Here is a 15,730-nt window from a genome sequence, read left to right on the forward strand (position 1 = left end):
AGAATTAAACGTGATAAAAGTTAAGCGTCATCTTCTAAATCAAGATCAGCATCATCTTCCTCGTCGCCGTCGTCAAACAGGTCTTCATCATCATATTCATAGTCCTCATCAGAAAGATAAGGCTCCATGCTTAATTCAAAATCTTCCTCATCATCACGAACATCTTCATGACGCATGGCTTCTAACAATACTTTCATATCATCAGCCAACTCGATTTGCCACTCCATAAATTCATTAGTAGCGGGATGAACCAAGCCCAGCTTGATTGCGTGCAAAGCCTGACGGTTAAACTGACTCACTGCGTCACGCAACGTTTGCGTCATCGCGCGAATCGGCACAATGCCACGGAAACCATAAACAGGATCACCAACCAAGGGTGCTTTTAGATGCTGCATATGCACGCGAATCTGGTGAGTGCGGCCAGTTTCCAAGTTACAACGTAGATAAGTTTGCACAGAAAAACGCTCTAATATTTCATAGCGTGTTACTGCAGGCTTACCCATTCTGTTAATGGCCATTTTTGTACGAGAGCGTGGATCACGACCAAGCGGCTGATCAACTACACCATTACGCCATAATTGCCCCCAAACAATGGCACGATACTCACGTTTAACTGTGCGCGCTTGTAATTGGCGTACCAAATTAGTTTGTGCACTTAATGTTTTAGCCACAACTAACAAACCACTCGTCTCTTTATCTAAACGATGCACAATACCTGCACGCGGCACATCGTGTAATTGCGGTGCATGGAACAGTAAAGCATTTAGCAATGTACCTTCCCAATTACCAGCGGCTGGATGTACAACCATGCCAGCAGGTTTATTCACAACTAATATGTGCTCATCTTCATAAACAATATCAAGTGGGATATCCTGCGCAGTAAATGCATAGGTCTCGGGTTTAACCTGCACATCAACCAACACCTTCTCGCCTCCCCACACCTTAGTTTTTGAAGTACTAGGTTGACCATCTACCGTGACCAATCCAGATTTTATCCAAGCCTGTAGCCTTGAGCGTGAATGTTCAGGCAGAAGACGTTGTAAAGCGACATCTAGGCGCAAGCCGCCCAAATCTGATGAAATGGTCAGTGGAATTAGGTTATTAAGAGATTGTTGAGTAGCGTCTGTCATCGGTTATAATTGTGAGAAATTCTTAAAGGTGGTTTTGCATGAAGTATATCTCAATTTTGGCTTTTACCTTCCTACTCAGTGGTTGTGCAATCTTTGGCGCACCTACTGAGCTTGATGACACAAAAGGCTGGACCGCTGAACGCATCTATCAAGAAGGTGCGACAAAAATGCAAGAAAAAGACTACGACAAAGCGCTTGTTTACTTTCAAAAGCTAGAGTCTCGCTATCCGCATGGCCGATTTGCTACTCAGGCCCAACTTGAAACTGCATACGCTCATTATAAAAAACAAGACCCTATTTCAGCAGTCGCAGCGGCTGACCGCTTTATTAAGCTTCATCCAAATCATCCAAACGTAGATTATGCTTATTACCTAAAAGGGCTGGCTGTATTTAACGAGCGCGGGATTATTGAAAAACTAACCAAGCAACAGGTAAGTGACCGTGACCCTCGTGCATTAAAAGACTCATTCGCTACCTTTAAAGAGTTAGTGACTCGTTATCCAAAAAGCCGTTATGTTAAAGATGCAACGCAACGTATGGTATATCTGGCGAATAGCCTAGCCGACCACGAGCTACACGTTGCGCGCTACTACATGAAGCGTCAAGCATATGTAGCAGCAGTGAATCGTACTAAGTATGTTCTAGAATATTATCCACAATCACCACATATTGAAGAAGCGCTAGTGATTATGATTAGCGCCTATGATTTAATGGGTGTAGAAGATTTGAAAAATGATACGTTGAGAATCCTCAAAACCAACTATCCAGATAGCGCGATGCTTGGCAGAGGTGTACCTGATGACGAGCGCGTATGGTGGAAATTCTGGGAAAGTTTATACTGAACTAATTAGTATTAAAACTATCCATTGTTAAATGAAGTACTTGAATAAATTACCAGGATTCATTAGAACGCCATCAGGCATAGAGTGGATATTATTCAAAAAGTTACCCCTGATTTTTAGCATTGGAACAGCAATAGCCTGCATACCAATGCTAATGATTTATGTAGGTAACGAAATTATTACTCCAGATCAACAGCGAGTTATTTATCAATTACTTGGCGTACTTTTTAGTGTTTGGTTCTTTGTTGGCGCGATTGCAATTGGCTGTATTGTCGTCATTATCATGAAAGGGCCTGCTTATGTTGCAGACCCTTACGAGCTACCTAAAGAAAATAAAAAACTAGAACAACACCCTAATTTGTAGTATCAGCCATATTTAGCGCTAAAACTGCTGTCCACACAAACGCTTTTTGTAAATTCCACACCCACGATATCCCCACCCCAATCTTAACTCCGACTCGCTACTAGACTAGCTGAATTTTCAAAAATCTCAGAATGATTGCTATTCATGAATGAATTGTGTTTAATTGCGGTATTAGTCTATTAGAGTGAGTTTTGTCGAATTTAAAATTCACTCTAAAGTAATCTAAAGTTGTTACATAAACTTTCGTTTCGGCACTAACTTTTAATTCTTTTAATTAGGGATGAACGGCTACCAAGCACATTTTCTATCTGCAACGGCGCAGTTAGCTTAGGCTTAATCTAGCTAATATCAATTTAAGTTTTAACCCGCTCCCCAACGAGGGGGAGTTCGGACTGTGTTATCAATCCACACAGTCAAATTTATTCCAACGTGGGAATAGGTCTTGTAAAGCAATATTCATAACCAGAGTGTTATGAGTTACTCCTATGGAAACTAGCGGCTTAGTTGTACAAATAATTGACTTCTATCGCTCGCTATATCAATAAATTTAGGTTGAGGATAATAACTATGAACAAAGTGAGCTCTTTTAAAATTAGCAATTTGTTAAACAATTTAAGCTATAAAAGAAAATTCACACTACTCGGTTTGATTACAATTTTGCCTTTACTGGTTTTACTGTTTATCAATATCGATCGATTAAACTCAGACAAAAGAATCACACAAACAGAACTTCAAGGTATTACTTATTTAAATCCATTGCGCAATTTTATTGAGAATGTGCAAGTTCACCGTGGCATGTCTAACTCTTACCTATCTGGTAATGTGAGTTTTGCGGAAAAAATTGATGCCAATGAAAAGAAATCTGCAGACTTGATTTTAAAGATTGACACAATCGACAGTGAACTTGGTGCTCAATTCCACACAACAGACAACTGGAATAAAATAAAAAAAGACTGGAATAAAATAAAATCTAATTGGGATCTAACAAAAACAAAGTCTTTAGAAATTTCACCAAAAGACAGCTTTGAAGAACATACTAATTTAATTAACCAACTACTTGAGTTCTCTTTACAAGTAGCTGATTCAAGTACACTCACTTTAGATCCTGAAATTGACACTTATTATTTAGTGGACATTGTTTACCTAAGAACAATCAACGTTGTAGAGAACATGGCAAAGATTCGTGGTTTAGGTGCTGGTGTTGCCTCTAGGCAATTTGCAACTAATGACGAAAAACTAAAACTCTCGATATTATCCAACCAGGTGGAAGCATCTCTTAAGAGTTATGAGCATGACATGTTGGTGCTTAAAAATTACCAAAGCACTTATGACCAAATTAAACCTGTCATGAGCACACTGCATCAATCAATTTCAGAGCTAAACTCACTAGTAAAAAAAGAAATTATTGAAACAGAAGCGATTAATTTAGACTCAAAAGTCTATTTTGATAATGCCACAAAATCAATTAACGAGGGTTACCAAGCATATGATCAATTAAGCAGTTTACTTAATAGTCTACTAGCTCAACGTCTAATGCATCAAGAAGAGCAATTGTTAATGGTGTTGATTTTAGCTGCTATAACGATAGCAGTTGTTTGCATCATGTTATTCATTATCGCTAAAAGCATCATCCAAGCAACAAGTGAAGCAAAAAATTTAATGAATAATCTAGCGCAAGGAAAGGTAGCGCAACACAAAAGTGAAAAAGCCTTTAGTCGTGATGAAATGGGTGATGTAATGCGCTCCGCTTACAGCTTGGAGCAAACCATTAAAAACCTGATTGATGCTATGCAAAATGTTAGCCAACAACATCATGCTGGTGAAATTGACGCGACGCTAAATGCACAAGAGTTTAATGGCGTCTATGCTGAAATGGCAGTAGGCATTAACAAAATGGTGGCTGACCATATTGAAATGAATAAAAAGGCGATTGCTGTTGTTAAAGCCTTTGGTGAAGGTGACTTAACTCCGCAATTAGAAAAATTTCCCGGTAAGAAAGCATTTGTTAATAACGCAGTTGAACAAGTAAGAGCGAATATTAACGCGCTCGTTGTTGATACTAATGTACTTGTCAGCGCTGCAATTCAGGGTGAGCTGTCAACACGTGCTAATGCAGGTCGGCATCAAGGGGATTTCGGTAAAATTGTTCAAGGAATCAATAACACATTAGATGCCGTTATCAACCCATTAAATATGGCAGCTCAATATGTTGATAACATTGCAAAGGGTAATATCCCTACAAAAATTACAGACACTTACAATGGTGACTTTAACGCAATTAAAAATAATCTGAACCAATGTATTGATGCTGTTAATGCAATGATTACAGATACTGCCTTACTAGCTGAAGCCGCAGAGAAAGGACAACTTTCTACTCGTGCGGATACCAATCGACACCAAGGTGACTTCCGTAAAATTGTAGAGGGAGTTAACAACACCTTAGATTCTGTCGTCAACCCTCTCAACATGGCCGCTCAATATGTTGATCGTATTTCAAAGGGGGACATTCCTACGCACATCAATGAACAATACAATGGTGATTTTAATGTTATTAAGAATAACCTTAACACTTGTATTGACGCAGTGAATCGCCTAGTGAGTGATGCTAATATGTTAGCTGATGCAGCGACAGAAGGACGTATCAGCGCTCGTGCAGATGCAAGCCAACACCAAGGTGACTTCCGTAAAGTGGTAGAAGGCGTGAATGCTACACTTGAAACAATTGTAGAACCTATCGTAGCGGTAAAAGACGCGATTGAAACGATTACCACTGCGGCCAACGAAATATCAACAGGTAATAATGATCTTTCAAGCCGTACCGAGCAGCAAGCATCTAGTCTAGAGGAAACAGCAGCAAGTATGGAGGAGCTTGCTAGCACGGTTAAACACAATGCGGAAAATGCAAAGCAAGCCAACCAACTGGCACTTAACGCTTCGGATGTTGCAATTAAAGGGGGAAAAGTCGTTTCAGATGTAGTGACTACAATGATTGCGATCAATGATAGTTCTCGTAAAATTGAAGATATCATCTCAGTGATTGACGGTATCGCCTTCCAAACTAACATTCTTGCGCTAAACGCTGCCGTTGAAGCAGCCAGAGCTGGTGAACAAGGTCGAGGATTTGCAGTAGTTGCTGGCGAGGTACGTAGCCTAGCACAACGCTCAGCAAGTGCTGCTAAAGAAATTAAAGACCTAATTACTGACTCAGTAAATAAAACAACAGAAGGCACCACACTAGTTCAAAATGCAGGTCAAACTATGGAGGAAGTGGTGGTTTCAGTTAAACATGTGGCAGACATTATCGGTGAGATTGCTGCCGCATCGGTTGAACAAGCTGCTGGAATCGATCTAGTCAATGAAGCAGTCACCAGCATGGATGAATCTACTCAACAAAATGCAGCACTAGTAGAACAAGCTGCTGCTGCTGCTGAGTCGTTAGTAGAACAAGCTAATCAATTAGCTAGTGCAATTAGCGCTTTTAAACTAGACAACACTAAAAGTAATCATCGTAACAATAACAACCTGACGCCCACTCATCATAATATTGCATTATCTGTGGTGAAAAGTCGCCCTCAAGCAAGTTCTATCAGGGCGATTTCAAGTAAGTCATCAGATACTAATGGCGACTGGGAAGAGTTCTAATCATGGTGTCTTTGACGCTAACTTACTCAACGTTGTTAGCGTCAAAGACCAATTTAAAAATGATTAAAATTATCTAACATTGAAGAAATGACATCTGACCGTTAAGTGCTAAGTAATAGATACAATCGAACTATTCGTTTATGTCATTAAGCAATCAAGCAAACACTATGACCGATTGAAAAAGATAAACCTGCGATCAATCAGTCAAACTTGGCACTAATGTTTCTTAGCGCGACGATCCTTATCCTCTACTTCTTTTTTAGCTTTTAATTCAGCGCGCTGCGCAGTCTTGCGACGACGCATACTGACAATCCCCTCACCAGACTTACGCTTATCCTCTTCCTCAGCAAACGGATTATGCCCTTGTTTATACTGTACGCGTAATGGAGTGCCTGATAATTGGAATGTTCTACGGAATGTTTTCTCTAAAAAGCGAGTATAAGCGTCTTTAACACCATCCACATGGCTACCATGAATCACCACAATAGGTGGGTTACTGCCGCCCTGATGCGCATAACGTAATTTCGGACGAATGCCTTTACTGATTGGTGGTTGATGCTGCTGCATCGCATCAATCAGAACACGGGTTAACTGAGGGGTTGCTAGCTTAGCAAAAGCTGCCTTATACGCCACGTCTACCGATGTAAATAGCTCTGGTAGACCTTTTTTGCGCAACGCAGAAATGTAATGAAACTCAGCAAAGTCTAAGAACTGCAGCTTACGGTCAATCTCGCGTTTAATCCAATCGCGCTCATCGTCTTTCAAACCATCCCATTTATTGATAGCAACGACTAAAGCACGACCAGCATCTAAAATGTAAGCGGCGACGTGTGCATCTTGTTCTGTAATGCCCTCTTGCGCATCCACCACAAGAATCACCACATTAGCCTCTTCAATTGCTTGTATGGTTTTAATGACAGAGAACTTCTCAATCGCTTCAAACACACGACCACGTTTACGTACACCCGCTGTATCAATCAGCGTGTAGTGTTTACCGTTCTTTTCTAAATCAATATGAATAGAATCACGCGTAGTACCAGGCTCATCAAATGCAATCACGCGTTCTTCGCCTAGCAACGCATTTACCAAAGTAGACTTACCTACATTAGGGCGACCAACAATCGCTACTTTAGGAATTTTATCGCCTGTATAGTCCGTAACGGGCTCATCTTCTATTACCTTAAAGTTCTCTAAGGCAAGTTCAATAATGTCACGCACACCCTCACCATGAGCAGATGAAATTGAAAGCGGATAACCTAAGCCCAGTTCGTGGAAATCTGCACTAACAACTGCTTTTTGCATCCCTTCAGTTTTATTGACTGCCAACAAGATTGGACACTTAGTTTTACGTAAACGATTAGCGATTTCCATATCTTGTGGAGAAACACCTTGGCGACCATCAACCAAAAAGATGATAGCATCCGCTTCATCAATCGCTTGTAGCGTTTGCTTCGCCATTGCTTTAAGAATACCACTGTCTGTATTGGGTTCAAATCCACCTGTATCGACAACTAAATATGGCTGACTTGCACCAATGCCGCGTCCGTAGTGACGATCACGGGTTAAACCAGGTAAGTCAGCGACAAGCGCATCACGGCTTTTTGTTAATCGATTAAATAATGTTGATTTGCCGACGTTAGGTCGGCCAACCAAAACAATGGTAGGTATCATGTGAGCCTTCTATAAAGCATTGAAGCTAATTGATAAATGCAATCATCAATTAGCTTAATTAATTTTAATTCTAATGAAATGTGATTACATTAAGGTAATCATTTTACTTAATTTGAATCGCGTACAATCCGCCATCACGCGATTGAGCTAGCAAGGTGTCGCTATTAATAGTGACCATCTGCGGCATAATCGGGGTGTCATCTATTTTAATTCTGGCAGAAAATGCGCCATCTTCTCGCTTGAGAAAATGAACATAACCTTCTACATCGCCAACTGCAACGCGATCACCCATAGGCAAAGGTCCTGTCAACTGTCTGTTCTTAAGTGCAGCTTGGCGCCAGAAAGTTTTACCAGTCGTATAATCAAGCGCATAAATCGAACCGATAGCATGAGACACATAAATACGCGCATCTTCATGACTCAAGCCTGCAAGGCTAGATATATCTCGGTTCCATACCACCCGACCTGTTGCACGATCAACTGCAGCAATACGTCCTTGATAAGCAACAGCATACACTAGCGGGCCGTCAACCATAGGTAAGCTGGTAATGTCTGCAATACGTTCTATCTCAGTGACACCTTTAGGCTGTGCCACAGATGCCTCCCATAGAAGCTTGCCGTTATCGGCTCTAATGGCTGCTAATTTCCCACCGGCAAACCCTGCGTACACCGCGCCACCATCAACAACAATACCTGCACTGCTACGCAAGGTCAGTGCTGGACTTGTGCGGTCATAAACCCACTTTCTACTTCCATCATCTGCGTTAATACCATAAATACGACTATCACCTGTGCGTACAATCACCAAACCATCATAATACCTAGGTGCGCTTAACACCTCACTGCTAAGCCTAGATACCCACTGCAATTTACCAGCAATATCATAAGCATAGATCGCACCTTTTTGCGTACCGACCATTACTAAACTACCGCCTACACCTACACCACCTGTTAGTTTTTCACCAACGTTGTTGTGCCAAAGCTCTTTACCACTGACTGCATCTAACTTTACTAGGTCGCCTTCAGAACTTGCAGCATAAGCAGAACCAGCTTCAACTACTGGGGAGAAGTCATAATTGCCTGCCGAACCAAGTTTTGCCTGCCAAAGCACTTTTGCAGTAGCGTTTGCTTCGAACTCAGTCAAAGGCTCTATATCGACTAACTCTCGACCAAATACTCGTTCCGATAAGTCGGTTTTAAGATCGGTAATTGTGGTACAAGCAGATACTAGCGCTAAGCTTAATATAGCCAATAATAGTTTTGATTGTTTAATAAAACGCATTAATCACTAGCCTAGCGAATCAAGTTTTTGTTGCGTCAAATGACGATATCTACCTTGTGCATCAAGTTTAGTAAGCGCATGCTCATAAGCAGCTTTAGCTTCTGCTGTTTTACCCATACTGAGCAACACATCACCTTTTAGGTCGGAAAATAAACCATCAAAACCAGCATCATGCTTCGCCTCGAGTATTTTCAAAGCAGCATCGAAATTATTTTCTTCTGACAAAATATTCGCCAGCTGTAAACTTGCTATCGCACTCACAGCGCTTTCTTTAGCATTGCTAATTGCCCACTCCAACTGTGCTTTGGCACTTTTAATATCTTTTGCTTCGTAATTTGCTTTAGCTGCAAATATTGCTGCTCGTCCCGCATATGGTGTAGCACTATACTTCTCCATCAATACGGCAGATTTTGCTTGTATGGCTTTTAAATCTTTGGCATCCACAACCTGTAATGCCTGATATTCGGTAGACGCATCAACAGCTAGTTTGGTTTGGTAATATGTCCAACCTTGGTAAGCTGCGTAAGCCACTAACAAACCGATCACTAAATTACTTACCATTTTTCCGTAAGTTTTCCACCATGCTTTTAGTTCATCTAACTGTTCTTGCTCTTCTAAATCGTATGCCATGCTTAGTCCTAATTTATTTAATTCAAACTTAGTATTTAATTCAAAAACCTATTTTTTCAATCAACCATTCACTATTTTTTTACCGGGAATAGCTGCTAACAAATTCTGTGTATATACATGCCGTGGCCGTTCGTAAATGTCGGCGACTTCACCTTGCTCGACTACACATCCCTGATGCATCACAACAATGTCATCCGCAATATGACGCACAACACGCAAATCATGGCTAATGAAAATATAACTTAACGCCATTTCTTGCTGCAACTCTTTAAGTAATAACAATATTTGCGCTTGTATCGACACATCCAATGCAGATACAGGCTCATCACACACCACGACCTTTGGTTCTAGCACCAATGCTCTCGCAATACCAATGCGCTGCCTTTGACCACCAGAAAACTCATGCGGATATTTTTGCATATCCGCTTCAGTTAAACCAACGCGATTCAACATGGCAATCACTTTTGTTTGCCGTTCAGCCGCGCTTCCCAATCCATGTATCAGCAAACCCTCTCCCACCAAATCGCCCACTCGCATACGTGGGTTAAGTGAAGCGAAAGGATCCTGAAATACCATTTGCAGATCTTTACGGACGGATCGAAGTGATTCCGCATTTAGCTTACCAAGATCTTTCCCGGAAAAAATCACTTCGCCACTATCAATGGATTGCAATTGTAACAGACATCTCGCCAAGGTGGATTTGCCGCTTCCAGATTCACCAACAACTGCCAATGTTTTACCAGTACGTAACTTAATACTCACATCATTTAAAGCCTTTACCTGACTTTTAGCAAAACCAAAACGACCACTACGCTGTGTGTAAGTTTTGGTTAAGTGATTGGCTTCTAGAATGTATTCGTTCATCTTAAGTACCAGCCGACAGTGTTTTATTATCTGATAACCAAGCGTAATCAATTGGCTTTAAGTCTTTTTTTCCTTCTGCATCAGGCACACAGGCAAGCAAGGCTTTAGTATAGGGATGTTGAGGATTACTCAACACCTGCTCTTTACTGCCAGCCTCGACGATTTCACCTCTAAACATCACGACAACGTTATCAGCAATATCGGCCACTACGCCAAAATCATGCGTGATAAATAGCATTCCCATATTCATCCGTGTTTTCAGTTCATCTAGCAGTTTCAGTATTTGCGCCTGAACCGTTACATCCAGTGCAGTAGTAGGCTCATCTGCAATCAGTAAGCGTGGCTCGCAGGCAATACTCATGGCAATCATCACGCGTTGGCGCTGCCCGCCAGACAGTTCATCAGGGTAGCTTCCTGCTCGGTTAGACGGAATCCCCACCATTTCCAGCAACGTTGCAATCTTGGCTTTTAGTACTTCGCCTTTCAACCCCAAGTGCATGGTTAAACTTTCACCAATTTGGTAACCTACGGTCAGCACAGGATTAAGAGACGTCATAGGCTCCTGAAATATCATGGCTATCTTAGCACCACGAATTTTTTGTAGCGCTTTATCACTTAGCAACGCAATATCTTGTACACCTGACTCTTTATCGTTAAATAATACTTTGCCACTAGTAAGCTGTAACTGCTGAGACAACAACCCCATTATCGAGAGTGCAGTAAGACTTTTACCACTCCCAGACTCACCAACCACACAAGTAGTCTTACCTGCTTCAAGCGTAAAACTGACATTATTGACCAATAAGCGCGATGGAGATGTTTTAGGGGAGATACTGACATCTTGAAGTTGCAGTAAGGGCTGAACTGTATTGATTGAGTCTGTCATAGCTTATTCAATACTATAGACAATAGTCACTACTACGCGAGCAGTTTTATCAATGGTGGATTTATCGTAAACTCCACCGTAACTGTCATCGCCAGCGTCACCACCAACGGGCAAAATGTAAAATGCACCTTGGGAAGCGGACTTCATCACACCGACTTTTACGCCATCTTGTTTTACAAATTCAGTTGCCCGACTACGTGCATTTTTAGTGGCAGCTGCAATCAATGACATTTTGATATTCTCTAAATCACTGACCAAATATGATGGGGCTCTAGCTGTTACTGGGTGGTTTTCTGCTCTTAGCTGCAATAAGGCTTTATTGGCATTGGTGATTTTGTTTAAATCTTTAGTCACCACTCGAATAGTTTGATAGGCATCGAAACCGTTTTGTACTTGTCTTGGAACCTCTTTGATAAAGACTTCGTCATAATGTGGGTTCAATGTCGCAATATCAGCGCTCCAAGTCTTAGCATCTAGGCCCTGCGCAAGCAAGAAAGCTTCCACCGCTTCTCGCTCTATGGCTAAACTATCCAGGGCTGCAGCTTGCGTAGGTTGCGTCACGCCTATACTTAACTCCCATTCGGCACTATCTGCTTTAATTGGCTTTTCAGCTAGGCCTTTTACTGTGATGGACTGCTGTCCTGTCATCGCACGCTTACCTTGTACGCCTAAGATGAATGCGGCGGCAGACATACCAATTGCCAAAAAGATACCCAATGCCGCCATGGATTTAAACAAATTATTTTGTTCATTCATTGGGATTACCTTTTAAATTAATTAGTTAAATATTTAGCTTAAGTGAGTAGTTAAATACGTTATCGCAGCCTCAACACTCAGCCTCTGTTGCTCACCTTTCACGGTAGCTAACATTGGTTTTAACGTTACCTGTTGATTGGCCACTTCATCGTCACCCAATATCAACGCATATTTAGCATGGCTTCTATCCGCTTTTTTCATTTGTGACTTAAAACTACCACCACCAGCATGTAATACCACTTGAATATTGGCATTGCGCAATTGCTCAGCAATACTAAATGCAGCACTTTCGGCTTGCTCACCTACGTTCACAAGATACACATCAGGTGCGTCATCAGCCTGAACACCATACTCCTGCATCAATAAAAATACACGCTCTAAGCCAATACCAAAACCACATGCCGGTGTTACATCGCCACCCAAACGCTCCACTAACGTGTCATAGCGACCACCGCCGGCAATCGTTCCTTGTGCACCCAGTTTTGTTGTCACCCACTCAAACACTGTGCGGTTATAGTAATCTAACCCACGCACTAACCTCGGATTAATCGTATAAGTCACCCCAGCATCATTAAGTCTTTTACACAGACCCTCAAAATGTGCGCGAGTTTCAACACCTAAACAATCAATTAACTTTGGTGCACTTTCGCACATCGCTTGCATACGTGGGTTTTTTGTATCCAGAATACGTAGCGGATTTGAATGCAAACGACGTTTAGCATCTTCATCTAGCAAATCAGCATGCTGTTCAAAATAAGCAATGAGTACATTACGATATTCAGCACGCTCGTGTGCGTCACCAATACTGTTAATTTGGAGCTCTACATCCTGAATCCCAAGCTCTCGCCATAATCTAGCCAACAACACGATTTGTTCAGCATCTACTTCTGGCGTATCAAACCCAAAAGCTTCAACACCAATTTGGTGAAATTGGCGCTGACGGCCTTTTTGCACATTTTCGTGACGGAACATCGCACCTGTGTACCATAAACGCTGAGGGCCGTTATACGTCAGGTTATGCTCAACAACAGCACGCACACAGCCGGCAGTTCCTTCTGGTCGTAACGTAAGCTTGTCGCCGTTAAGTGCGTCTTCCCATGCGTACATTTCTTTTTCGACAATGTCAGTATGCTCACCAACACTGCGTACAAATAACTCTGTAGGCTCGACTAAAGGCATGCGGATATTTTTATAGCCATACTGCGCCAATACGCGACGCGCAGTATCTTCAAGTTTGAACCATAAAGGCGTCGCCTCAGGCAGAATGTCGTAAAAACCTTTAATGCTTTGAAATTTGTTACTCATGAACTTTTTGTTATTGCCTATTATTAATTAACCGATTGTATTGGAATGGTTTTTTGCACAGTTGCTAAGCGAAGCTTGCCACCTTCAGCATAGTTTTTTTGCACGTAAGCTTCAACAATTGCTTGAAACTCTTCTGCAATATGATCACCTTTCAGTGTCACAGTTTTTTCACCGTCAACAAATACAGGTGCGACTGGCACTTCACCGGTACCAGGTAAGCTAATGCCAACATTAGCTAATTTAGATTCGCCAGGTCCGTTAACCACGCAGCCCATTACAGCGACGCTCATGTTCTCAACTCCAGCATACGCATCGCGCCATATCGGCATTTGATTACGTAAGTAAGTTTGAATTTGCATGGCAAGTTCTTGGAAATAAGTTGAGGTAGTGCGGCCGCAGCCTGGGCAAGCCGTTACCAATGGAGTAAATGAACGAATACCCATGGTTTGCAAAATCTCCTGCGCCACGACCACCTCTTTAGTGCGAGACTCATTAGGTTCTGGCGTGAGAGAAACTCTTATCGTATTGCCTATACCTTGTTGTAATAACAAAGCTAAAGCAGCAGTTGAAGCAACGATACCTTTAGACCCCATCCCAGCTTCAGTTAGCCCCAGATGCAAGGGATAATCGCTACGTCCGGCCAGCTCTGTGTACACTTTCACTAAATCCTGTACATCGCTGACTTTGCATGAAATGATGATTTGATTAGGAGACAAGCCTAATGCTACTGCTTGTTCAGCACTTTCTAGTGCTGACTGAATTAAAGCTTCACGCATCAAGGCATCTGCAGTAAGCGGCTCTGCCAGCTTGGCATTATCATCCATCATCTGTGCCATTTTGGCTTGATCAAGGCTTCCCCAGTTTACACCGATACGAACAGCCTTCTTATATTGTATTGCGGCTTCTATCATCGCAGCGAACTGCTCATCCCGCTTTGAACCCTTACCTACATTACCTGGATTAATGCGGTATTTTGCTAAAGACTCAGCACAATCAGGATATTGAGCCAGCAACTTGTGTCCGTTGTAATGAAAATCACCGACTAGCGGGACATTACAACCTAACTTATCTAAGCCACGTCGAATATTACCTACTTGTGCAGCAGCTTCAGGCGAGTTAACCGTAATACGAACAACTTCTGAGCCTGCCTGCCATAATTCATATACCTGTTTAATGGTGGCATCAGCATCGGCGGTATCTGTATTGGTCATACTCTGCACAACCACAGGTGATGGTAATGTATTTAATAAGCCACCACCTACAGGTACATGACCAACCATCACTTGCAAAGTGTTACGGGCTTTATTTTGCATAAACAAACTCAATGACTACTCCAAACTAATACGTGCAACATTGTTTCGAGTATAACCAACCAAATCCACAGCTTGTCCAGAAACATTAACCGTCGCAGCTTTGGCATTACCAATAATCACATTAAATGGCGGTTGAAAACTAAGCTGTTGTGTATCCCCTGCGTTCAATGTGCTTTCATATAACACCTGACCAGCCTTATCACTAACTCGCACCCAAGTTTCTGCTGTCACGGTCATACTCACTTTTTTCGCCTCCAAAGCTGGGGCTACAGTCTCTGGCTTAATTTGAGGCTCAGGTTTAGTTTGAGATTCTGCTTTAATGGCCACTTCAGACTTAGCTGGCGCGACCTGCGGCGTTAGCGCTGCTGGGGCAGCTTGCTGAGCTGTTGCACTGACATTCGCTTGCGTAACCATCTGCGCAGGCTGATTAACAGCGACCTGACCAGGCGATACTGCATCCACTGTAGGAAGAGGCGTTTCTTCAAATTGACGCTCAGCAGCCGGCAAAGCAACTTCAGGTAAAGGCATTTCTAAAGCATGCTGATTTACTTCTGGCGACTCTACTGCTGACGTGTTTGCTTGCTGAGCATCATCACCTTGCAGTTTGAACTGCTCTGGCAAATACTCAAGATACACAAACCAAGCAAGTAAAAAGAATAAGACCAGAATGCTGCCTAAAATATAAATAAGCCAAGGTTGGCTATCTTTAGTTAACTGGACTGGCTGCATCGATGCATTAACTGCTAACTGACTGGGTGATTGTGTTGGTGACAATTGACGATAAGCATCTAATAGTGGTGCAGCATCAATTTCCAAGAGTCGCGCATAATTACGGATAAAACCGCGGGTAATCATCGCATCAGGCAACAAATCAAATGCATCTCGCTCAAGTGCATCAACTTGTTTAACGCTGTAGCGCAAACTGTCCGACACGTCTTGTTGTGACATTTTTCTTTCATTTCTAGCTGCCTGTAAAATAGCACCTAATGACGCCCCCACTAAAGTGTCAGCGCTTCCCTCTTCAACCTGTTGTGTATCTGTCATT

At 42.1% G+C, this 15,730-nt stretch carries 13 protein-coding genes; 3 read left to right on the forward strand and 10 right to left on the reverse strand.

Translation table 11 applies throughout. The features are described from left to right. Positions 1–20: 20 nt before the first annotated feature. On the reverse strand, positions 21–1,130 hold the full coding sequence (gene rluD / locus A391_RS0109455) for a 23S rRNA pseudouridine(1911/1915/1917) synthase RluD (protein WP_019898983.1): 1,110 nt from the start codon (positions 1,128–1,130) through the stop codon (positions 21–23). Between the two features lie 38 nt (positions 1,131–1,168). Here rluD and A391_RS0109460 point away from each other — a divergent pair, with 38 nt between their 5' ends. The 3 genes from A391_RS0109460 (at position 1,169) to A391_RS0109470 (ending at position 5,978) form a co-directional block, all read left to right on the forward strand. Beyond that, positions 1,169–1,972, forward strand: a complete 804-nt coding sequence (locus A391_RS0109460; RefSeq protein ID WP_019898984.1) for an outer membrane protein assembly factor BamD — start codon at positions 1,169–1,171, stop codon at positions 1,970–1,972. A gap of 31 nt (positions 1,973–2,003) precedes the next feature. After that, positions 2,004–2,336, forward strand: coding sequence for a hypothetical protein (locus A391_RS0109465; RefSeq protein WP_019898985.1), 333 nt, complete (start codon positions 2,004–2,006; stop codon positions 2,334–2,336). Between the two features lie 567 nt (positions 2,337–2,903). Next, positions 2,904–5,978, forward strand: coding sequence for a methyl-accepting chemotaxis protein (locus A391_RS0109470; RefSeq protein ID WP_019898986.1), 3,075 nt, complete (start codon positions 2,904–2,906; stop codon positions 5,976–5,978). 216 nt (positions 5,979–6,194) lie between these two features. Here A391_RS0109470 and der read toward each other — a convergent pair whose 3' ends face one another. From der to A391_RS0109515, 9 genes are all read right to left on the reverse strand, one after another. After that, a complete protein-coding gene (der, locus tag A391_RS0109475) occupies positions 6,195–7,649 on the reverse strand; it encodes a ribosome biogenesis GTPase Der (RefSeq protein ID WP_019898987.1) in 1,455 nt (484 codons plus the stop codon). Positions 7,650–7,752: 103 nt separating this feature from the next. Beyond that, on the reverse strand, positions 7,753–8,931 hold the full coding sequence (bamB, locus tag A391_RS0109480) for an outer membrane protein assembly factor BamB (protein WP_019898988.1): 1,179 nt from the start codon (positions 8,929–8,931) through the stop codon (positions 7,753–7,755). 6 nt (positions 8,932–8,937) lie between these two features. Further along, positions 8,938–9,561, reverse strand: coding sequence for a tetratricopeptide repeat protein (locus A391_RS0109485; protein WP_019898989.1), 624 nt, complete (start codon positions 9,559–9,561; stop codon positions 8,938–8,940). 60 nt (positions 9,562–9,621) lie between these two features. Continuing rightward, entirely contained in the window at positions 9,622–10,425 is an 804-nt protein-coding gene (locus A391_RS13900) for an ATP-binding cassette domain-containing protein (protein WP_019898990.1), read from the reverse strand. A gap of 1 nt (position 10,426) precedes the next feature. After that, on the reverse strand, positions 10,427–11,311 hold the full coding sequence (locus A391_RS13905) for an ATP-binding cassette domain-containing protein (protein WP_019898992.1): 885 nt from the start codon (positions 11,309–11,311) through the stop codon (positions 10,427–10,429). Positions 11,312–11,314: 3 nt separating this feature from the next. Then, entirely contained in the window at positions 11,315–12,067 is a 753-nt protein-coding gene (locus tag A391_RS0109500) for an SIMPL domain-containing protein (protein ID WP_019898993.1), read from the reverse strand. 33 nt (positions 12,068–12,100) lie between these two features. After that, on the reverse strand, positions 12,101–13,372 hold the full coding sequence (gene hisS, locus A391_RS0109505) for a histidine--tRNA ligase (RefSeq protein ID WP_019898994.1): 1,272 nt from the start codon (positions 13,370–13,372) through the stop codon (positions 12,101–12,103). A gap of 23 nt (positions 13,373–13,395) precedes the next feature. Further along, a complete protein-coding gene (gene ispG, locus A391_RS0109510) occupies positions 13,396–14,685 on the reverse strand; it encodes a flavodoxin-dependent (E)-4-hydroxy-3-methylbut-2-enyl-diphosphate synthase (protein WP_019898996.1) in 1,290 nt (429 codons plus the stop codon). Between the two features lie 15 nt (positions 14,686–14,700). Then, positions 14,701–15,729 (reverse strand): RodZ domain-containing protein, encoded by a 1,029-nt coding sequence (locus A391_RS0109515; protein WP_019898997.1) that lies wholly within the window; start codon positions 15,727–15,729, stop codon positions 14,701–14,703. Between the last annotated feature and the right edge of the window lies 1 nt (position 15,730).

It is taken from the genome of Methylotenera mobilis 13 (assembly GCF_000384255.1).
Classification (GTDB): domain Bacteria; phylum Pseudomonadota; class Gammaproteobacteria; order Burkholderiales; family Methylophilaceae; genus Methylotenera; species Methylotenera mobilis_B.

What these genes read in the sequence shown, in the direction of transcription:
- A391_RS0109485 (WP_019898989.1), bottom strand. Translation starts at nt 9,561, where the DNA reads ATGGCATACGATTTAGAAGAGCAAGAACAGTTAGATGAACTAAAAGCA.
- A391_RS0109500 (WP_019898993.1), bottom strand. Translation starts at nt 12,067, where the DNA reads ATGAATGAACAAAATAATTTGTTTAAATCCATGGCGGCATTGGGTATC.
- ispG (WP_019898996.1), bottom strand. Translation starts at nt 14,685, where the DNA reads ATGCAAAATAAAGCCCGTAACACTTTGCAAGTGATGGTTGGTCATGTA.
- der (WP_019898987.1), bottom strand. Translation starts at nt 7,649, where the DNA reads ATGATACCTACCATTGTTTTGGTTGGCCGACCTAACGTCGGCAAATCA.
- A391_RS0109515 (WP_019898997.1), bottom strand. Translation starts at nt 15,729, where the DNA reads ATGACAGATACACAACAGGTTGAAGAGGGAAGCGCTGACACTTTAGTG.
- rluD (WP_019898983.1), bottom strand. Translation starts at nt 1,130, where the DNA reads ATGACAGACGCTACTCAACAATCTCTTAATAACCTAATTCCACTGACC.
- hisS (WP_019898994.1), bottom strand. Translation starts at nt 13,372, where the DNA reads ATGAGTAACAAATTTCAAAGCATTAAAGGTTTTTACGACATTCTGCCT.
- A391_RS0109470 (WP_019898986.1), top strand. Translation starts at nt 2,904, where the DNA reads ATGAACAAAGTGAGCTCTTTTAAAATTAGCAATTTGTTAAACAATTTA.
- A391_RS0109465 (WP_019898985.1), top strand. Translation starts at nt 2,004, where the DNA reads ATGAAGTACTTGAATAAATTACCAGGATTCATTAGAACGCCATCAGGC.
- A391_RS13905 (WP_019898992.1), bottom strand. Translation starts at nt 11,311, where the DNA reads ATGACAGACTCAATCAATACAGTTCAGCCCTTACTGCAACTTCAAGAT.
- A391_RS0109460 (WP_019898984.1), top strand. Translation starts at nt 1,169, where the DNA reads ATGAAGTATATCTCAATTTTGGCTTTTACCTTCCTACTCAGTGGTTGT.
- A391_RS13900 (WP_019898990.1), bottom strand. Translation starts at nt 10,425, where the DNA reads ATGAACGAATACATTCTAGAAGCCAATCACTTAACCAAAACTTACACA.
- bamB (WP_019898988.1), bottom strand. Translation starts at nt 8,931, where the DNA reads ATGCGTTTTATTAAACAATCAAAACTATTATTGGCTATATTAAGCTTA.